Source organism: Clostridium sp. AF17-21AC (assembly GCF_003461365.1).
Taxonomy (GTDB): Bacteria; Bacillota; Clostridia; order Lachnospirales; family Lachnospiraceae; genus Coprococcus; species Coprococcus ammoniilyticus.
In genome coordinates this window covers 1-21,024 of the sequence record NZ_QTWY01000006.1, presented here as the reverse complement: position 1 = coordinate 21,024, position 21,024 = coordinate 1, and the positions used below count along the sequence as shown (strand labels likewise).

At 42.2% G+C, this 21,024-nt stretch carries 13 protein-coding genes; 1 reads left to right on the top strand and 12 read right to left on the bottom strand.

The features are described from left to right. Nucleotides 1-9: 9 nt before the first annotated feature. On the bottom strand, nucleotides 10-3,048 hold the full coding sequence (locus DWW85_RS09680; protein WP_117808508.1) for a glycoside hydrolase family 2 TIM barrel-domain containing protein: 3,039 nt from the start codon (nucleotides 3,046-3,048) through the stop codon (nucleotides 10-12). A gap of 219 nt (nucleotides 3,049-3,267) precedes the next feature. On the opposite strand from DWW85_RS09680, the gene DWW85_RS09675 reads away from it, so the two are divergent. Beyond that, entirely contained in the window at nucleotides 3,268-4,137 is an 870-nt protein-coding gene (locus DWW85_RS09675) for an AraC family transcriptional regulator (RefSeq protein WP_117808507.1), read from the top strand. On the opposite strand, the gene DWW85_RS09670 is transcribed toward DWW85_RS09675, so the two are convergent. The 11 genes from DWW85_RS09670 to DWW85_RS09620 all read right to left on the bottom strand — a co-directional run. Beyond that, nucleotides 4,130-4,876, bottom strand: coding sequence for an HAD family phosphatase (locus DWW85_RS09670; protein WP_242996149.1), 747 nt, complete (start codon nucleotides 4,874-4,876; stop codon nucleotides 4,130-4,132). The two genes, DWW85_RS09675 and DWW85_RS09670, sit on opposite strands and share 8 nt — an antisense overlap. A gap of 93 nt (nucleotides 4,877-4,969) precedes the next feature. Further along, nucleotides 4,970-7,216, bottom strand: a complete 2,247-nt coding sequence (secD, locus tag DWW85_RS09665) for a protein translocase subunit SecD (RefSeq protein ID WP_117808506.1) — start codon at nucleotides 7,214-7,216, stop codon at nucleotides 4,970-4,972. Between the two features lie 20 nt (nucleotides 7,217-7,236). Beyond that, entirely contained in the window at nucleotides 7,237-8,601 is a 1,365-nt protein-coding gene (gene scfB / locus DWW85_RS09660; RefSeq protein ID WP_117808505.1) for a thioether cross-link-forming SCIFF peptide maturase, read from the bottom strand. Nucleotides 8,602-8,704: 103 nt separating this feature from the next. Beyond that, nucleotides 8,705-8,854 (bottom strand): six-cysteine ranthipeptide SCIFF, encoded by a 150-nt coding sequence (gene scfA, locus DWW85_RS09655; protein ID WP_008401634.1) that lies wholly within the window; start codon nucleotides 8,852-8,854, stop codon nucleotides 8,705-8,707. Nucleotides 8,855-8,940: 86 nt separating this feature from the next. Beyond that, the gene (locus DWW85_RS09650) at nucleotides 8,941-9,303 is read right to left on the bottom strand and encodes a TIGR04086 family membrane protein (protein ID WP_117808504.1); all 363 of its coding nucleotides are present in this window, start codon (nucleotides 9,301-9,303) and stop codon (nucleotides 8,941-8,943) included. A 116-nt stretch (nucleotides 9,304-9,419) separates the two neighbouring features. After that, the gene (locus DWW85_RS09645) at nucleotides 9,420-10,076 is read right to left on the bottom strand and encodes an HAD family phosphatase (RefSeq protein ID WP_117808503.1); all 657 of its coding nucleotides are present in this window, start codon (nucleotides 10,074-10,076) and stop codon (nucleotides 9,420-9,422) included. Between the two features lie 65 nt (nucleotides 10,077-10,141). Next, nucleotides 10,142-16,627 carry an Ig-like domain-containing protein gene (locus tag DWW85_RS09640; RefSeq protein WP_117808502.1) on the bottom strand — a complete coding sequence of 2,162 codons (6,486 nt, stop codon included), beginning with the start codon at nucleotides 16,625-16,627 and terminating at the stop codon, nucleotides 10,142-10,144. A 15-nt stretch (nucleotides 16,628-16,642) separates the two neighbouring features. Beyond that, nucleotides 16,643-17,446, bottom strand: coding sequence for a hypothetical protein (locus tag DWW85_RS09635; RefSeq protein ID WP_117808501.1), 804 nt, complete (start codon nucleotides 17,444-17,446; stop codon nucleotides 16,643-16,645). Between the two features lie 5 nt (nucleotides 17,447-17,451). Beyond that, on the bottom strand, nucleotides 17,452-19,602 hold the full coding sequence (locus DWW85_RS09630) for a protein kinase (protein ID WP_021944562.1): 2,151 nt from the start codon (nucleotides 19,600-19,602) through the stop codon (nucleotides 17,452-17,454). Between the two features lie 12 nt (nucleotides 19,603-19,614). Continuing rightward, entirely contained in the window at nucleotides 19,615-20,385 is a 771-nt protein-coding gene (locus DWW85_RS09625) for a PP2C family serine/threonine-protein phosphatase (RefSeq protein ID WP_021944561.1), read from the bottom strand. Nucleotides 20,386-20,415: 30 nt separating this feature from the next. Then, on the bottom strand, nucleotides 20,416-21,024 hold a 609-nt coding region (locus tag DWW85_RS09620), incomplete at its 5' end, for an FHA domain-containing protein (protein ID WP_117808500.1).

Below are 21,024 nucleotides of genomic sequence, written 5' to 3'. Positions count from 1 at the left end.
TCCTCCTAATTAACCCCTCACAAACGGTACCAGCGTGAAATCAAACCGGAACTCATTTTCACTGAACCTGTATTCATCCGAAACAACCGGGCCACAGCTGTTCGAACCGATTCCATTCTGTGCATGATCAATACAGAGCACCGTACTGTCGGCTTCCGTAAGCTCATAATTGTGTTTCGTCTGCGTAAGCACTTCCTGAGTGTAATAAGAGGCATTAAATGAAAATGTATGTTCTGCTGCAACAGCCATTCCATATCGTTGATTTGTCAGTTCCACATAATCACAGTCATAGTGGCTTCCATTCTCCTGCGGCATGATATAGTCCTCATGAAGCTCCTGCACAGAACTTCTGAACAAGCCGTGGCTGGCAGCTCTGTGCTTGTCGCGGTAGCTTTCCTGTGGCCCCATGCCATAATAGGCAGCCTCAGAAAGCTTCTTATCCAGAAACATTCTTATACCAAATCTTGGAAGATCCGGGAGTTCTTCATCTTTTACTGCTGTTATTCCCGCAGCAATTCTGCCTGCACCATCTATTTTCCACATAATCTCTACATCGATCAGCTTTTGAACGGTTGGAGCTACCACACCTGCATGGCACATGATCATTACTCCGAATTTGTTCTGAAGGATCTGTTCACTATATGCTCTTGTGTATGCCTCATCATAATGAGCCTTCTCCCATTCTGCCCGGATATACATATCGTTATCTGTAGGCGCACGCCAGATGTTAAGCTCCATTGGATGATTCAGATATTCCCTGCCTGCATACTGAAGTCCGCTGAACAAGCCGGTACGCTTATCCAGCCGATATGTGAAGCCATCACCATTTAACACGATCCATGCATCGTCTTCCTCTACCCTGATATCGGATACTTCCACATCCGAAGCCGTCCATTTGGCAGCTGTCTGGTTTCTTCCATCTTTATTCTCAAGCAGAAGTTCATCAAAGCCCAATACATGACCCGCAGAAACTAACGGAAGCTCTTTCTTTAACTGATAAGAAAGCTTCAGATATACTCTGCCTGCCGTAGGAACATCGATATCAAGCCCCACGGTGCAATCACTGTGCGGAGCAGCCGAAGCACCCACTACCTTGCCCTTCTGAACACTTAAGCCATCCTGAGTTACCTCATAACAGATATCCACAAAATCCTGAATATCATCAAAATCCATATAGTTATGAAGGGTAAGCGTTCCTCTCTCCTGATCAAATGACCGAACTCTGACCGGGCGGTAGACATTTTTGTATTCGAGCAGTCCGGTATGCGGGGTTCTGTCCGGATACACAAGACCATCCATACAGAAATTACCATCATGTATCGCCTCTCCATGATCTCCGCCATAGTAATACTTCGTCTTTCCGTTTTCCGCTTGATCATGCGCAACTGCATGGTCGCACCATTCCCATACAAATCCACCGCACATACGGTCATCACTGTGGATCATTTGGAAATAATCTTCAAAATCTCCGGGACCATTTCCCATGCTGTGGCAGTATTCAACCAGCAGAAATGGTTTGCTTCCGTCCTTTTCCAGATATTCCTCGATCTCTGACAGCGCTGGGTACATACGGCTGTACAGATCCAGATTCTCATAATTATAGGTCACATCATAATTTCTGTATCTTGCACTTTCATACTGGGTAATACGGGATGGATCATACTGCTTCGTCCATGCAAGTGCCTTTTCAAAATTGCAGCCATATGCACTTTCATTTCCCATCGACCACATCACGATACAGAAACGGTTCTTATCTCTCTCGACCATCCGCTTCACCCGGTCAAGAATAGCCGCCTCCCATTCCGGATTGTCTGCAATCTTCTCATTCCACTTTTTGAACCGGTTGTAGTCAGTATCCTCTTTGCGATATAACATATATGGGCCATGTGCTTCTATATCCGCCTCGTCGCATACCATGAAGCCATATTTGTCACACATCTGATAAAAATACGGTGCATTTGGATAATGACTGGAACGGATCGCATTGAAGTTGTGCTGTTTCATAAGGGTAAGATCCTTTTTTATCTTCTCCACATCCACTGTAAAGCCGGTTACCGGATCAGAATCGTGCCGGTTGACACCGCGGAATTTGATCTTCTGTCCATTGAAGTAAATAACTTTATCCTTTATCTCTATCGTTCTGACAGCGATATGATCAACGATCGTCTCATTTTCACTCTGCAAAATGAGGGTATACAGATATGGATTCTCGGTGTTCCAAAGTGTCGGCTGTATAATCTCAAATATGAAAGCTCCGTCATGCTCTGCCTGTCCTTCCGCTACAACCACACCATTCCTGTCTTCGATCGTAACCTTAACCGCTGTCTCCTGATAAAAGCTCAGATCGAGCTTCACCTCAGCCTTTTCCTTTAAAACAGAGGTCGTGATACGGTAGTCGCGAATGGTGCACTCCGGTCTTTTCAGAATATAGACATCACGAAAAATTCCACTCATCCGAAATTTATCCTGATCCTCCAGATAAGAACCATCACACCATTTCATGACAAGGACAGCGATCGTATTTTCTCCCTCTTTTAAAATGTCTGTCACATCATACTCACTGGTCATATGGGATACCTGACTGTATCCGACATATTCCCCATTTATCCACACATAGAAGCAGCTATCCACACCTTCAAAATTCAGAAATGCCTTTGCCGCATCCACATCCTTTGCATAAGAAAAGGTATGCACATAAGCTCCACACGGTATATCCTGTGGGACATATGGTGGGTCAAATGGAAATGGATAGCGGATATTTGTATACTGGTGTGTATCATATCCTGCCATCTGCCATACGCCCGGAACCTCGATCTCGTCAAATGCTCCGGTGTCATATCCCATCTCATAAAAAGCATCCTTCACATCATAAATACTTTTAAAATATTGGAATTTCCATTTTCCATTTAATAACTGTAACCGATCTGATCCTTCTCTGTGCTCGACCAGATCATCCATCCTACAGGAAGCCGGTACATAGTATGCTCTTGCAGGCTGTGTATTTTCATGTAATACATTCAAATTCTCATAATAACGTGGCACTATCATAAGTCATCCTCCCTTATATGTACTTTTTTGTTTTCGACTATTCTTATGTTTTTGATATTATTTGCAAATATTATCTTGTTATTTCGTTTTATCTGTATTTATCATACACTTTAACAGCATTTCTGTCTATGAACCGGAATGGACAGAATATGGACAAAATGATACAATATCAATAAATCTTTTTATATTACAATCCTACAAATAAAGGAGAGCTTCATCATGTATATAAATACCGGATACCTGAATCATTCCTATCTTGACTTCAAGGACAAGCGCAGGCCGCTTATTGTCGGAAGCTGCGGAACATACCGCTTAAGTGGCGACCCGAAGATGCCTACCTATCGTCCTAAGGGCAGACAGGACTACCAGATCATCTATATCGCATCCGGGCTTGGACATTTTCATTTTGATAAAGCTGAGAATGAGACGATCGTTCCTGCCGGCAATATGGTACTCTACCGCCCGAAGGAACTACAGAAATATGAATATTACGGTGCAGATAAAACAGAGGTTTACTGGATTCATTTCACCGGCTCCGATGTGAAGAATCTTCTGAGGAAATATGGATTTAAAGATAACCGGAGAGTATTCCCTGTCGGTTCCTCTCTGGAATATGAACATATATTTAAACAGATCATCCTGGAGCTGCAGCGTTGTCAGGATGATTATGAAGAAATGCTGGCTTTACTGCTAACACGCCTTTTAATCGTATTCAAACGGGAGCTGTCACGCGAGCATATCCTGAAAAATGAATATCTGGATCGTGAAATGGACTATGCAGTTTCCTACTTTAATGAAAACTATAATAAAGACATCAGCATAGAACAATATGCCGAATCAAGAGGAATGAGCGTGAGCTGGTTCATACGGAATTTCAAGAAATACACAGGCATGACCCCGATGCAGTTCATCGTATCCCGCCGGATCAACAACGCCCAGCTTCTCTTAGAACAGACGAACTATTCTATAAATGAAATAGCCAAGGTCGTAGGATATGATAACCAGTTATATTTCAGCCGGCTGTTCCGGAAACAGAAGGGCTTCTCCCCCTCTCAATATCGGAAAAGAGAGATAGAAGCTATTAAATAAAAAACAAATATTTCTCTACTTCCGTCAGTGAATCCAGAATGACATCCGACAGCTCCTGCATTTCTTCCGTGACCGGTGCAAGATCCGGCACCATGATCGGATGCAGTCTCGCCGCATGTGCAGAACGGATACCATTATAAGAATCCTCTATGGCATATGCCTGCTCCGGCATCACATGGATCTGTCTGCATGCTTCCAGATAGATATCCGGTTCCGGTTTGCTCCGCTTTACCATATCTCCGCAGATTACCCGATCGAAATACGGAAGGATACCTGCATCCCGAAGCTCCTGTTCGACAACTGCTTTCCTGGTAGAAGATGCCAGCGCAACCTTTCTTCCATTCTTTTTTAATGTCTGCAACAGACCGGTAACTCCCGGTTTCATCGGAAGCTTTCCTCCTGCCGCCTGTTCATGGAACAGTGCCGACATCTCCGCCTTATACTCATCATAAGGGAAATCTGCTCCATACACCCCAAGCATCAGTTCTTTTGTCGCATCCTTATTCAGTCCCAAACATTTGTGACAGGTGTCTTCTATATTTTTGATTTCATATTTATCTGCAACGACCTGCCAGCACTTTATAACCAGCAGCTCCGAGTCGAATATAACCCCATCCATATCAAATATAACCGCTTCAAATCGTTTCATTGTTTCAATCATGCACCTCCTTTGCTTCAACATATCACAGCTTTTATCACCCGTCAATGCATTGTCATTATGTATTAATTCTAATAACACACAGCATAAACATTCCTGTAACACAACGAAAAAACAGACAAATATGTAAATCCTACATACTTGTCTGTTTTTCATTCTATCGACGACAGCTAATTACTGCGCCTTTGCTGTTTTCTTCTTCTCTACCGCTTTCTTGCTGTTCTTGCCATTTGCAGCAGCATCCTTCTTCTTACCAAATCCGGTCTTAAAGTAGTACCACAACGGGCCTGTTACGCAGATAGATGAATATGCACCGATTACAACACCTGCCATCAGAGTAAATGCAAACTCTTTGATTGCTGCTACACCCATTACGTATAATACAAAAATCGTAACAAATGTTGTTAAGGATGTATAGATATTTCTGGTGATCGTCTGGTTAATGCTTAAATTAACGATATGCTTGTAATCTTTCTTTGTTCCTGCATTTGCGATATTCTCACGGATACGGTCGAATACGATGATCGTCGCATTGATCGAGTAACCGAAGATTGTCAGCATACATGCGATACAGGTATTACCAACGGATAACCGAAGTAAGATATACAGAACAAATACCATAGCTACATCGTGGCAAAGGGCTAATACCGCACTTACACCAAACTTCACATCCTTGAAACGGATAACAATGTAGATCAGCATCAGAACTGCTGCAAGTGCTACAGAAAGGAATGCATCCCTTGTCATATCGTTGCTGGCTGAACCACTGATATTATCGGAATTTGTTACTGTCGCACCGAGCTTCTCGCTGAGTGCAGCTGTTACCTTTGTCAACTGAGAATCATCACCCTGAGTCGTAAGCTCTGTGGTCTTGAATACGATCTCATTTGTACCGGAAACAGTCTGAACGGAGATATCAGCCTCACTGATGCCTGCTGCTTCTGCGATAACAGGAACGATCTCCTTCTCTGCCTCAGATAATGAATATGCTTTGTCAAATTCTGCTGTGATTGATGTACCACCTGCAAAATCAATACTTAAGTTCAATGCGCTTCCCTTTGTCTTTGCAAAGATCGGCATGAAACAGAAGCCGATCACGATGACAAGAACAGAAGCGATAATACAATATTTACCACCCTTTACAAAATTAACCTTACCAGGCTCTTTTGCTTTTCCAAAATATTTTACATCTGTTACGCCAAGTGTTACAAGTGCATTCAGTACCATCTGAGAGATAACAAGTGCTGTGAATACGGATAATACAATACCGATTGCCAGTGTGATTGCAAATCCCTTGATCGTACCGGTTCCGAAGATACCAAGCACAAGTGCTGCGATCAGCGTTGTCACGTTACCATCGATGATCGCTGATAACGCATTATGAAATCCGGCTTTTACAGACTGCTTAACAGAAGCACCTGTTGCCAGTTCTTCTTTGATACGTGTAAAGATAACGACGTTCGCATCGACTGCCATACCTACGGAAAGGATGATACCTGCAAGACCCGGAAGTGTCAATGTAACATTGAACAGGTTCATAACAAGTAGGATCATAAATGTATAAAGTGTCAATGATAACGATGCGATCAGACCCGGAATTCTGAATACGCAGATCATGATAATGAAGATACAGATAATACCAATGATACCTGCTTTGATCGTTGTTGATACTGCTTCTGAACCAAGAGTTGCTCCGACGATGTTAGAACGTACCTGCTTCAATGTCAGCGGAAGTGCTCCGATACGGATCGTGGTAGCAAGGCTTTCTGCTTCTTCATAGGTTGAGATGCTGTTGATAACAGCATTTCCGTCTGTGATTGCCTGCTGTACAGTTGGTGCACTTACAACCTTACCATCGTATACGATATATACGATCTTACCAACATTTGCTGATGTTACATCTGCGAACTTCTGAGCACCATCTGTGGTGAATGCTAACTGTACTTCATTGTCCTCACCAGTCTCGGTAGAATTAATTCTTGAGGTTGCACCCTTGATATCATCACCGGTCAGTGCTGGTGTATAATCTTTTCCCTGTGACCATAATTCATAATTCTCAGGGTCTAAGAACTCTAACTTACCTTCGATACTCAGATCCTCCAGAATGGCATCTGCATCTGTTACACCCGGAATCTCGGCTGTGATCTTACCATTTCCTTCTGAATATACGTTATGCTCTGTTGTATGGGAATCGATACGCTTCTGTAATTTATAGATCGTATCCTGAACATCTTCATCGCTATAATCCCCATCCTGAATCTCATACGTTACACTTAAGCCACCCTTCAGATCAAGTCCAAGGCTGATATACTTTGCTTTTCCTCTGTCGCCTACACCAAACAATGCAACGTAGATGGAACCCGCAAGCACAAGCAGGAACAGGATCAATACCCATATGGCTTTTTTTCTTGCTTTCTTCATCTTATTTACCTTTGTCCTCCTTATTGATTTTCTTCTTCATCTGCTAATGCGGCTTTGATCATGATCGCACATTCGATACGCTTCTTCTGAAGTTCACATCCGATATCATACGCATCTAATATATTTCCATGGAATTTATATGAGTTCGCCGCACAGCCACCGCTACAATAGAATCTTGCAAAACAGTCCTTACACTTGTCCTTTGCATAGACATTGCAGAGCTTAAACTCATCAACAAGTTCCGGCTTCGTAATACCTTCATTTACATTTCCGATGCAGAACCCATCCTCACCGACAAACTGATGGCACGGATAAAGGTCGCCCCATGGTGTAACTGACAGATATTCTGTACCTGAACCACACCCCGACAGACGTTTGGCCACGCATGGTCCCCCTGTCAAATCTATCATAAAGTGGAAGAAATTGAAGCCCCTTCCTTCTTTATGTCTTTTGATCATCTCTTTTGCAAGGATATCATACTGATCTAACAGATATGGGATATCCTCTTCCTTTATCGCATAAGGCTCGTCCGGCAGAGATACAACCGGCTCAATGGAGATCTGGTCAAATCCAAGATCTGCCATGTGTAATACATCCTTTGAAAAATCCAGATTGTTATGCGTATAAGTGCCTCTTACATAATAACTCTTTCCGGCACGCTTCTTTGCAAATTCCTGAAACTTTGGAAGTAACAGATCATAGCTTCCCTTTCCATTTCTGGTCGGACGCATGTAATCATGAATCTCTTTTCTTCCGTCGATGGATAATACGACATTTGCCATCTCTTTATTGGCAAATTCCATTACCTCATCATTTAACAACACACCGTTTGTTGTCAGTGTGAAACGGAATTTCTTATTATGCTTCTCCTCCAGGCTTCTTCCATATCGAACGGTCTCTTTTACGACATCCCAGTTCATAAGTGGCTCACCGCCGAAGAAATCGACCTCAAGATTTACACGGTTACCGGAATTGGCAACGAGGAAATCCAGAGATTTCTTTGCTATGTCAAGTGGCATCAGACCTCTGTCACCCTTGTACTCACCTTCTCCTGCAAAACAATATCTGCATGCAAGATTACAGTCATGTGCAATATTGATACACAGAGCCTTTACCACTGTTTTTCTCTTTTTAAAATCAATGATATAATCTTTGAATATGTCTTCTGTAAATAGTGTTCCGTCTTCTACCAGGCCGGTTACCTCGTCATAGGCTTCCGATACTTCATCCTTATCATAGGATGGCAGCAATTCTATTACCTGTTCTTTTGTATGATTTTCGTAATTTGCAATAATATCATACACAAGGTCATCCACTACGTGAACAGACCCACTACATACATCGAGTACGATATTATATCCATTACTTTTGTACTGATGTACCATACAAATTCTCCCATCTTGTGAATTAATTTTTCTGACACGCAACGAAAGAGGACTGTCATTTGTTTGACGGTCCCCTTTGTGGTTGTCTGTCTACAATGATCTCTTACTTGTTCTCAGCATTCTCACAGCTCTGATTTCCGACTGTGCATGATGTCTTACAAGCTGACTGACATGATGTCTGGCATTCGCCGCATCCGCCCTTAACCATTGTGTTCTTCATTGTTCTGTTTGTGAGTGTCTTTATTCTCTTCATAGGTACACTTCTCCTTTTTATGTCATATAGCGAAATTATAACACAACATGCTTTAAAGTCAAAGTATTTTTACGAAAAACTTGTCTCTAACCTAGCATTCCGCCAAGCATTCCGGCCGCCAGACACAGGATCACATTCGTCAATGTCCCTCCGGCAGAGATATGGATCGTACCATTCATAATGAAAGATACAATACCGATCACCAAAACATAACACACTCCAAGCATTAATCCCCAGATATATTTTTGCTCCTTTACCATCTTGCCGGTAAGAAAACCACCAAGGAATACAGAGATGCCATGAATGATGATAATACTCAGATGAATCACCGTATCACCCAGTCCCAGCTTGTACATGAGGAATGCCGTTATAAGCAGCAGGATTGCCGTTATTATGTAAGATACCGCAAGTGCCTTTAAAAGGCTGAAAATTTTCTGTCCTGTAATCATAGAAAAACCTCCTGACACTACTATATGCCGGAAGGTTTTCTTTCATTCCAGAGATCATTCTCTATTCTGCTATATCAATCATTTTCAGATGTCATTTTCGAAGTCAAACTGCTTCATCAGTCTTCAAATAATTCCGTCAGCTCAAATATATCGTTGCTGATACGGTCTGCTTTCTTCTTCGTTTCTTCATCCGGTTGGATCAGATCGATCACCATAAGGGTATACAGCCCTGCATCGTGGGAGGCTGTCACACCATTAATGGAATCCTCTACTCCAACTGTCTCCTCCGGCTTCGTACCAAGCTTCTCACAGGCTTTCAGATAGATGTCCGGGTATGGTTTTCCTCGCTCGACCTCATCCCCACAGATCACATCATCAAAATACGGAAGCAGTCCGCTTCGAACCAGTTTATCCTCTGCCCGTTCCCGATCCGTCGAGGTTGCAACCGCCATCTTGATCCCTCTTGCCTTTAAAGTCTTTAGTGTCTCGATCACGCCATGCTTTAATTCAACGCCATGCTCATTCATATATGCTTCGACCATATCCACCGTACGTTGTCTGAATGCAAGATAATCAAAATCTTCGCCCATCTTTTCTTTCATCACATGTGCATTTGTCTTCTTGGTTCCACCTGCCATCCGGTCACAGATCTTCGACATCTCATTCTCCGGGATACCGATGGACAATCCATTCTTCAACCAGCACATTCTGTATACCTTCTCGGAATCGATCAGGACTCCATCCATATCAAATGCTACCGCTCTTAATGCCATTTATGTCACCTCATTGAAAGACCACGCCTGTTCGGGCGTGGTCCCTTTCTTTCTATAGTCATGTTTTATTTACTACTGTGGCTGTTTCTTCTTTTTTTCATGATCAGAAGAAGGATCACTGCCACAACTGCAAGAATTGCAAGAATAATGATAACGATCAGGATCGGTGATGTCTTTTCCTTTAACTGGAAGGAGAATACCTCATCTGTTGCACTGTCATAGGTCGATGTAACATTTCCCGCTGTATCTCTTGCAGATACCCGAACCTTATAATTACCATAGTTCTCAACCTGGAACTCATACGAATTCGTATCCTCATACAGTGCCGGATCAATAGTATCTCCGTTGATCACGATCTCTGTCAGCATATCATCTGCATCTTCCAGACCGATCTTCATGGTAAACGGATTTCTTACAACGCTCTTATCATCAACGCCTGTGATAATGATACGAGGTGCTGTTCCATCATAGGTAAAGTCAAATATTTCAGTTGTCACATGACCAACCTCATCGGTAACGGAAATCGTCATTGTATGATATCCATCTGTCAGATCTGAGAAATCTACAAAATCAATACCATCCAGCTTTACACTTGCCTTAAATACAGATGTATCATTAACTGACCAGAGTGCATCATATCCCTTTTCCTTGATATCCGCAAAATCCTGACTGTTCAGAAGAAGTTCTCCATCTTCTGATCTTCTCTCAGTAAATTCAGCCATCTTTGCAGTCTTGTCAATTGTTGGCGGTGTATTATCTACCGTAAATACCATGTTGTAATCATCTGCCTTGTTGCCAAGTGCATCTTCTGCTGTAACTGCTATGGTATATACACCATCCTCATCAAATCTCTGGCTTCCACGGCTGACTGCCGCATTACTGCCAAAGTTTGTAAAGTAAGAGGAAGATACGTCCTCGCCATCCTTCTGTACAGATATATTTACCTTATTCGAAGCAAAGAAGGACTCTGTTACTTCTATGTTCATATCTACATAATCTGTGTTGTTTACAGAGCTTCCACCAACTGTCTCATACTCATTTACGACACTGTTCTTGCTGTTCACTGCTGATACCTTAAGCTCTGGTGCTGTCTTATCTACCTTGAATGTCTTAGTAACAGCCGTTGCAACATTACCTGTCATGTCCTTTGCATTAAAAGTGATTGTATATTCACCATCTTCATCAAAGGTATAGGTCGCAGTATGCGGATTACCGGATGAAAAATTACCGGTATTTAAGGTTGCAACTGTTGATGCTCCTGTTCCATCCGTCTTTTTGGTGATCGTTGCCGTAATGTCAGCACTGTTCATTGCTTCTCCATCATAAGAGAATGCAAATGCCTCATTTACTGTCAGTGTCGCCGTACAGGATGTATTCTGTGAATCCGCAACGCCTGTTATCGATAATACAGGTGCTGTCTTATCAATCCGGAAGGATACATTCTCTGCGATCTGTTCATTACCAGCCTTATCATCCGCAGAAACAGTGATCTCATAATCGCCCTCATCTGAGAATACGATCTCCGGATTTACAGAAGTGTTATTCCATTCTACTGTTCTGTAATCTCCGTCATATGCAACTGCACCGGAAGCATCCTTCCGTTTTACATGTACGGTATAGGACTTTCCTTTATAATTATCTGCAAGGTTCACATTAAGTGCTACATTTCCATTATTCAGCTTATTCACAGTTGCAATTCCGATCGTAGGCTTTGTCTTATCAATTACAAATGCAGCCTCATCCTCTGTTACATTTCCAAATGCATCCGTAACTGTAACCTTCAGATTATAAATTCCCTGTGCATTCCGTTTCACTGTATAGGTTCCACTCGTTCCCTTCATTGTGAAAGTGTCATCCGCATCACCATTTGTATCTTTATTCTTATCGGAAACCACGATCTTGTGTGTTTCGGCAAACTGTTCTTCTACTGCTATGTCAAATGCGATATCTTTATTGTAATAACCGTCATTTGTCTGCTCCAGCCGTGGTGTGATCGTTACCTTCGGCTTTGTTGCATCTACCTTGAAGCGGGAACCTGCTACATCGTATGAAACCTTATTGCCTGCCTTATCCGTTCCTGTTACCTTGAAGTAATAGGAGCAGGCCTTTCCCTTCTTCTGACCGCAATATGCAGAAGCCTCCAGTGTCTTGCCATCCACCTTCTTGATCGCCAGCTTCTTCTGTGTATATTTGCTTTCATCAAAGCATTTGTAATACTCTGTGATCTGGAAATCCTTCAACAACAGCTTCTGATTATCTGTAACTGTGATCTTCACATTTGTACCCTGTGTCAGACCATTCTCCGGTACACCTTCAATTGTCGCTACCGGGCTTTCCTTATCGATCACAAACTTAATATCTCTTACATAGTTTACATTTCCAAATGCATCCACTGCCTTGATCGTCAGGTTATATACACCAGGTGTTTTTCTCTTTACTGTGTAAGTTCCGGTTGTCTCATTCAGAACGTATGTCTCATCTTCGTCTCCATTCACGTCCTTGTTCTTATCACTTACTGTGATCTTCGTTTTTAATGGAAACTGCTCTGTTACTGTGAACTTGAAGCTTACGTTCTTGTTGTAGTAACCATCATTCTCAGAATCCGGATAGCGATCCAGCACGATATCCGGAAGTGTGGAATCGACCTTGAATCTGGAATCATTGATTTCATATTCCACATCATTTCCGGCTCTGTCTTTACCGGTTACCTTAAATACATAAGAACATGCCTTGCCGCTCTTCTGTCCGCAGTATGCAGATGCCTCTAATTCCTTTGCACCTACCTGCTTGATCTTGAGTTCCTTCTCAATGTATTCTGTACCATCAAAATATTTATAACACTCAACGACTTTAAAGCTTTCCGGATCCAGTCTCTCATTATCTGTGATCACAACACGGATCGTTGTACCGGTTGACTTCTTGTCATCCGGAACACCTTCAATCTCGACCAGAGGCTTCTCTGTATCGATCGTGAACCGGATATCGGATACTGTTGCTGCATTTCCGGATGCATCTACTGCTACAACCGTCCATTTATACCGGTCAGCCTTTGATACAGTGAAACCAAATGTTTTCTGCTTTACATCTTTATAAGAAAATGTCTTATATGCTTTTGCAGCATAATCGGCTTCTGATTTACAGTTCTTATAGTCGTCTGTATTTAACACATATACATTTGCGCCAAGTTCAAACTGCTCTGCCACTGTAATATTGAATCTGACCTTGTCATTATAATACTTTGTTCCGGTACCCGCGATTGCCGGTTCTACCGTTACTTCCGGTTTATATGGATCATAATAGAAGGTCTTGCTTCTCTTTTCTGAGCTGTTGCCGGATCTATCAGTTGCACTTACCGCAATGTAATATTTCATTGGCTTTCCATCAATAACCTTACAGTTTTTGATCGTAGCTGTAACTGTCTGATCCGAGCTGTTCTTTGCTGTGATGATCTCTTCACCCTTTACTCCGGCACCTGTCGTTGCATCATAGTCGTAAGTTTCATACACTACCTTCACAACCACATCGGAAGCTGCAATGCCATAATCATCTGCTGCCTTAACTGTAATCGTCTGTGTACCATCATTTTTATAAACACCACTTACCGGAATACCGGAGAAGCTGATATCTGCCAGTTCATTGTCGATAACAAAGGTACATTTTGCAGTCTTTGTGTTGCCAACCTCATCATATGCTGTTACTGTAACTTCATATACACCGGCTTTTTTGTAAATAAAGGATGCATTCATGGTCTGACCGATCGTTTCAGTCTCCAGATCCATCTTCTGCTCCTGATCTGCAACAGCCTTGCCGTCACAGGTTGCTGATGCAGTAATCCTGCTGATCAGAAAATTATCAGATGCAGACGCCTTTACTGTTACATCTGAACCATTCCAGTACTGCGTAAGCTTCAGACTGTTTGTGGATTCTTTATCTGCAATATCAACCGCTGGCTTTTCAGTATCAACCGCAAACCGGTATGCAACCCCATTTTCATTGGATTTTGTTGCAATATTTCCTGATTTATCACTGATATAGAATATGATCGTATAAATCTTATTCTCTTCAATTCCATTTGTTAATACAAGTGTTTTATCAAATGTTTTATCCCCATTCGCAGCTATATTTCCTGTAAGAATGGTATTTCCCACCTGATCTGTGACCTTGTAATCACCCAGTGAAAACGCATCCTCAGCCGTTATATGAATGGAAGGATCTTTACTGAAATAATAAATACCATCTGCTGATGCCTTTGCTCCGGCAAATTCCATTGCTGCTATTGATGGAGCTGTCTTGTCATATAACACCTGAATGGATGCATCCGTTGTGTTTGCATCTTCATTCGCAGCCACATAATGATGCTTTGATGTAAAGTGAAATGCATACACTCCCTCTGTTGTCAGATCATAGGTCAGTGTAACGGTTTTCAGATTTCCATTTGCTGATATATCTGTTCTGGACGGTGCTACATCAATACCGACAGCAGACGCTGCGGCATCCGGAGCCTTTCTTGTTACCGTCTTTACAATATCATCGGCATCCAAATCCAGACCTGTTACTTTATATGTAACCGTTGTTGCACTTCCATTATGTCCGGCATATACCAGTGCCTGATCCTTTGCATCTATTGTTTTCCCCTCAGAGGAAACTGTCAAAGAATCCTGTAATGTTTCTTTATTCACATAAACGGTTACAGTTTTCTTTGTTATATTTCCCGCACAGTCATATGCGTCAAGTGTTACTTTATATACACCAGCATCCGGCAGTGACAGCTCATCTCCGGTCAATGTAACTTCCTCATCATTTACATAGACCTTTGTTTTAGCCGTATCGATCTGACTGTCAGCATCAGAAATCCGGAATATCAAAGTCTCTCCTGTCTTGGCTGTTACAGTATATTCTGCCTGATCCTGCAGTGATACACCACCATTTACCTGACTCAGGATAAGTGCCTGTGGTGCTTTTGGATCCAGATTAAATGTAATCTCTTTGGTACCGATCTGACCAAGGCGGTTTACTGCCTCATATAAGACTGTATGTTTTCCTGCTTTATCTGTCAGTTCGGAGATCGTAATATCATCATATATATAAGAATACTGATTTGCATCTGCTGATATATCTGTTACAGTTTCAATGATCTCACCATCAAGGCTGATCCTTGCCGTATCGATCGGTGCATAATCCTCAACTGCCGCTACTCCTGTCAGTTCTGCACCACTGAACCATGTATCTGCATCATATGTATAATTCTGGATCGAAATCGTTGCACTATCGTTTCCCTTTATGCCACGGAAAGAGCCCTTTGTAATTTCTGGTGCTTTTTCATCGATATATACAAATGATCCATTTTCATCAAATTTGTAAGTACCGATAGATTCATATATATGATCTGTGACTCTGAAGATTACTTTATAATCCGCACCTGCTACAGACGATTTCGGAATCAATACCGTTTTACTGCAGATACCGGTATCTTCATCTTTATCCATACATACCGACTGCCAGTTATTCATGGTCGTTCCATTCACAAAACAATATTCCAGATCCAGATCTGCAAAATTACTGTCGCCTATATCCTCAAGCGCCGATACCGTTACACGAATACCATCACCCTTTTTATTCAGGAACTCACCAAGTATCCCTTCCGTAATCTTTAATTCAGAATCTTCATCTACCGTTACATCCTGAATCCGGATATCTGAAGTATACCGGATCGTCACCGGAATAAATACCTTTTTTCCTTCCCTGCTATATGCTGTAAATACATATGATCCGGATTCCGGAACCTTTACATCAAAGGCTCCACCATCTTTACCGATTGGTATTTCTTTCTCATTTCCACCATTTAATGTATATGTAAGTTTAACAATATCCGCCGGATCTTCCGGTGTCTGTTTTATATATCCGTCAACCTGTTCCGTTCCATCTGACACATACCCCTTTACAGACACAACATCCCCTTTTTCAGCATAATAAAAACTATCTCCATTTTTATCATTTATCTGTGGAATGCTTTTATTTCCCGCCTCTGCTGAAATATGCATAGTTGGTCCAGCAACAGATAGATTATCCCCATTTTCAGCATTTTCTCCATATACACGTATTATCCCCGCAAATTCATAAGTATCCTTCTCATCTGCTGCTTTATACACTGCATACTGATATTCATCCTCTGAATCTGTGATCCGGATCTTCTCGATCTCCGAAGCCTGCTTTGTGGTCTTCTTATCAGATGCATCACAGGATGTTGCTATAATCTGCTTCTTATCAGATGCATCCAGTTCCTGCATCAGGTAGTCACCCTTAAATGTGACAGCAGTCTCTTCCGGAACAGAAATCTCAACCTCTTCTACACTGCCTGTCTTTACGCTTCCATCTTTATTTTTCTTATATGTAACTTTTTTGGGAATATACGTTTCAAGATCGATCACTTCTTTTGTATATTCGTCTTCTGCTTTCATTCCGATTCTGTTATCAATTACCACCAGTGATAACAGCATAACCGCCGTCATGACCAAAGCCACAAAACGATGTAAATATTTGTTTTTCTTCATTTTGGTCACTCCCTTCTATATCGATTCATCCGTATGAACTACAACAACATCAACTAACAGTGGGAATTTCTCAGCTTCTTCACCCTGTATATCGGTCTCACTACTGTCAGAAACTTCTGTATCCATAGTGAGAACATCAGTTGCATCATCATCGGTACTTAATACGTCTGTTGCATCACTGTCTGTACTTAAGACATCCGTTGCCGCATCTGCTTCGTCCTCTGATGTCAGAATATCAGTCTCACGCTCATATTCATCATCCGCCCGAAGAACATCGGTCTCTTTTTCATAATCCTCCTCTGATCTCAGGACATCAGTTTCTTTCTCATAATCCTCTTCCGGTCTCAGGATGTCGGTTTCTTTTTCGTAATCCTCTTCCGGTCTCAGGATGTCGGTTTCTTTTTCGTAATCCTCTTCCGGTCTCAGGATATCGGTTTCTTTCTCAGAATCTGCTTCTTCCGGTCTGGTATGATGATGGCTTCTGCTCTTATTCAACTCATCCACAGCCTTCTTATATCTCTCATTTCCTTTCCTGGAAACTTCTTCGGATGCTGACTTGCCCTTGATATCACGCACCTCGATCTTACTGGTACTGCCCTTTGATTTGATCGCATCTTTTTTGGAAGCACCGCTTCCCTGTAAGCTTTCATAACCCTTTTCGCGAATCTCTTTGATCTGTTTTCTGGCTGTGCTTCCGGAAAGATCTCCGATCACCTTCGGAATATCCAGTTTTACAAATAATATAACTGCTATCACTGCAAAGACAACTGCAAGAGCTATACCGCCGAATAACATTACATTACATATCGTTTCATTCATTGTTATCACTCCTCACTCCCTGTCACTGCAGTATTTCCATTTATAATATCAGAAATTGCAGAGTTTACGATCAACGAGTTCCATTCATTATTACCACGGGAGGCAAGAATATTGATCTTACTGCCCGCATCGTATACCGCTTTGATCTTCTGGATGCCATCCTGCTTCCAGCGTTTCGGATTGGATCCGTATTCTCCGGAATACCGATCATACAGATATGTCAGATGACTGACATAAATATCGGCTGCATTATCAACCGTTCCCATGCTGCTCTCTGCGGAACTGTATACCTTTTCAGCCTGATCATAATAATCCTTATTGTCGCTGATCTTTTCAAGCGCTATGTAAGTTTCCGCTTCTTCCTTCATATATTTTACATACGATTTCTTTGTTGTATCCGGAAGATTTGGATCCGTGATATCGATACTTGCCAGATAACGGTTAAGTGAGTCGATTGCACTCAGATAATAGGTTTCCTTCTCTGCATCTACATTTGTATTCTTTGCCTGATAGGAATATACGGAGTACAGGATTCTCGCATACTGTGCCGTGTAATATTTTACATTACGATCCTCCGGAAGTGCATTGGAAAGCGCTGTACTGTTTTCATCCAGCTTTTCGTTTGCCTCCGTCAGCAATGCAATCGTTCTCTGCGGCATATCTGCCGTATCACTTCCCAGATTATCAACATAGATAGAAGCGATATTCAGATAATTTACATATTTGCTTGGATTTGTATCTTCCAGTTCCTCACTGTTATAGGTTTCAAAATTAACCAGATTCTCTTTACTGTTTGCAAAATTGGAATTCTTCTTGATCTTATTCTCGCAAATTGCCGAATAGTATGCAGCCTGTGCTGTCTCATCCGGGAAGTTTGCCGAATCATTTACCTGATTAAAATACTGCATTGCAGCTTTGTAATCCTGGATTTCGTTGTAATAAATGATCGCAACCTCATAGACAACATCTGCATTTACCTTGTCAATATACTTGGTGACGTAACGTACACCTAATTTTGCTCCACTGTCCACGTTCTCGGACACAGTGTCAGTGTTCTGATCCATATCATAATAATATGCATACGTATCAAGAAGTCCCAGATAGGCATCTGAGGATGATTCATCCAGAGCAATTGCTTCTTTATAGATCTTGATTGCTCCATTTATATCATTATCCTGCAGCGCATCTTCTGCCTCCAGTATCTTGTTGCTGTAGTTCTTCTCCTTGATCTCATTCTTCTTTACCCCGCCAAAAATGGCACAGCCAACAGACAGAAGGGATAATCCTGCCATCACGCCAAATGTGACCAGCTTTTTCTTTGCCTTTGCTCTGTACTCATTGTCCAACTCATTGTAATGATCCAACGCATACAGAAGTTCTGAACAGGACTGATATCTGTCATTTGGATTTGACTGGCAGCACTTGATAATGATCTGCTCCAGACCAGATGAAAGCATTGGATTCCACTGACGGATCGGTTTAATCTCATATGGTGGCTCACATGGATTCTTTCCGGTTACCAGATGATACAGCGTCGCTCCCAGATTATAAATATCCGTTCTGGCATCAGTATTATAGATACCACGTCCCTGCGCATCACCGAACTGCTCCGGTGCTGCATATCCTCTGGTACCCAGTGCTGTCGTATCTGCGTTATTTTCAATTATGTACTCTTTTGCTGTTCCAAAATCGATCAGCTTTACTGAACCATCCGGCTTTAACATAACATTGGATGGTTTCATATCTCTGTATATGATCGGTGGATTCATGGAGTGCAGATAATCAAGTGCACTGGCAAGCGCACGACCCCATTCAATTACATCAGACTGCTTCTGTGCACCCTCTGCCTTCAGAACTTCATTTAACGGCTTACCTTCTACGAAATCCATGATTACATAAATCGTTCCATTCTCATTTATGATATCAACGATTCGAGGCAATACCGGATGGTCCACATTTTTCAGGATATTTGCTTCGCGCTCCAAGCCTTTTAAAAGTGTTTCTACACTCTTGGAACCATCATTCTTTATCTCTTTTACAGCCCACTGTTTATTCAGACGGTTATCCATCGCCAGATAAACAATTGACATTCCACCCTGACCAACTTTTTTCAGTATTTCATATTTTCCATCTAATACTGTTCCTAATTCTGTCATCTTATCTCCCCACTACTCAGCCTTGACCAGCAATACTGTTATATTGTCTGTTTCCTTCCTGTACTTTACAAGATCTGTTAAAAAAATACAGCCCTCTTTCATCTTATCTTCATCTGGTGCTGCCAGCGGACTGAGTTTCGCCATAATCTCATCTCCGCTTATCTTATGTCTGAATCCATCTGAACATAACAAATACGATGCATTTTGTGTAATATAACCTCTGATGAAATCAGGTTCCACTACCGGTGATGCGCCTACACACTGTAACAGTATGCTTCGTCTGCTATCTGTTTCTGCCTGCTCCGGGGTCAGTCTTCCTGCTGCAATCTCCCTTGCAACCAATGTCTGATCCTGTGTAAGCTGCTCCATTTTATCTGTCAACTCATATACCCGGCTGTCGCCCACATGTATAATATAATATCTGTCCTCATACATAAGAATGGCTGACAACGTGGTTCCGATCATAATTCCCCGGCTTTCACCATATGCTTTCAGCTTTTCATTCTCTGTTACAGCTATGCGATCCCACTGCTCCTTCAAGATCGCTGTATTAAATGTTCCTGTTCTGACCAGTTTTACAAAATCATGTTCAAACCAGCCACAATATGCATTTATGACCTCTTTGCTTGCAAGCTCTCCTTTTGCCAGTCCGCCCATGCCATCACAGATAATCGCAAAGGCTGCCTGTCCATTCGGAGTCTCTGCAATCTTGATCGCAAGAGAGTCCTGATTATTTTTCTTTTTTATACCCACATCTGTGTGATATGCCGCTCTATATTTCATACGCTTCTCCTGATTATTATCCCCATATCCTTATCTGACAAAATAAATGAAACCTTCATCACCCAGAGAAACCTTTGCATTATTTGTCAAAAATACATTTTTCTGTCCAGCTATGTTCTGTCCATTCACAAATGTACCATTTGTAGAAGCATTATCTCTGATATAGCTGACACCATTCTTTCTCTCAATGATGCAGTGGATCCGGCTGACATCTGAATTGTCTGTTACTGTATAATCTGCTTTGGTTGCAGATCTTCCGATTGAAAATTCCGGTTTATTTATATATATTTTTTCATTTGTTGCTATTCTTAACAGATACGGCACTGGCACCTGAGGCTTCTTCTCCTCAACCGGCGGTACCGGTGCTGCCTCCGGCTTCTTCTCCGGCATCGGTGGTACCGGTGCTGCTTCCGGTTTCTTCTCCGGCATTGGCGGTACCGGTGCTGCTTCCGGTTTCTTCTCCGGCATCGGTGGTACCGGTGCTGCCTCCGGTTTCTTTTCCGGCATTGATGATGCCGGACGATTTGGGATTGGCGGCACAATTGGTTTGCCATCCGGTCCCATCTGCATTGGCATTGGTCGTCCCGGCATTGGCCGACCGTTCATTGGCTTGCCATCCGGTCCCATCTGCATTGGCAT

What these genes read in the sequence shown, in the direction of transcription:
- DWW85_RS09625 (WP_021944561.1), bottom strand. Translation starts at nt 20,385, where the DNA reads ATGAAATATAGAGCGGCATATCACACAGATGTGGGTATAAAAAAGAAA.
- DWW85_RS09645 (WP_117808503.1), bottom strand. Translation starts at nt 10,076, where the DNA reads ATGGCATTAAGAGCGGTAGCATTTGATATGGATGGAGTCCTGATCGAT.
- DWW85_RS09640 (WP_117808502.1), bottom strand. Translation starts at nt 16,627, where the DNA reads ATGAAGAAAAACAAATATTTACATCGTTTTGTGGCTTTGGTCATGACG.
- scfA (WP_008401634.1), bottom strand. Translation starts at nt 8,854, where the DNA reads ATGAAGAGAATAAAGACACTCACAAACAGAACAATGAAGAACACAATG.
- DWW85_RS09680 (WP_117808508.1), bottom strand. Translation starts at nt 3,048, where the DNA reads ATGATAGTGCCACGTTATTATGAGAATTTGAATGTATTACATGAAAAT.
- scfB (WP_117808505.1), bottom strand. Translation starts at nt 8,601, where the DNA reads ATGGTACATCAGTACAAAAGTAATGGATATAATATCGTACTCGATGTA.
- DWW85_RS09650 (WP_117808504.1), bottom strand. Translation starts at nt 9,303, where the DNA reads ATGATTACAGGACAGAAAATTTTCAGCCTTTTAAAGGCACTTGCGGTA.
- DWW85_RS09630 (WP_021944562.1), bottom strand. Translation starts at nt 19,602, where the DNA reads ATGACAGAATTAGGAACAGTATTAGATGGAAAATATGAAATACTGAAA.
- DWW85_RS09675 (WP_117808507.1), top strand. Translation starts at nt 3,268, where the DNA reads ATGTATATAAATACCGGATACCTGAATCATTCCTATCTTGACTTCAAG.
- secD (WP_117808506.1), bottom strand. Translation starts at nt 7,216, where the DNA reads ATGAAGAAAGCAAGAAAAAAAGCCATATGGGTATTGATCCTGTTCCTG.
- DWW85_RS09635 (WP_117808501.1), bottom strand. Translation starts at nt 17,446, where the DNA reads ATGAATGAAACGATATGTAATGTAATGTTATTCGGCGGTATAGCTCTT.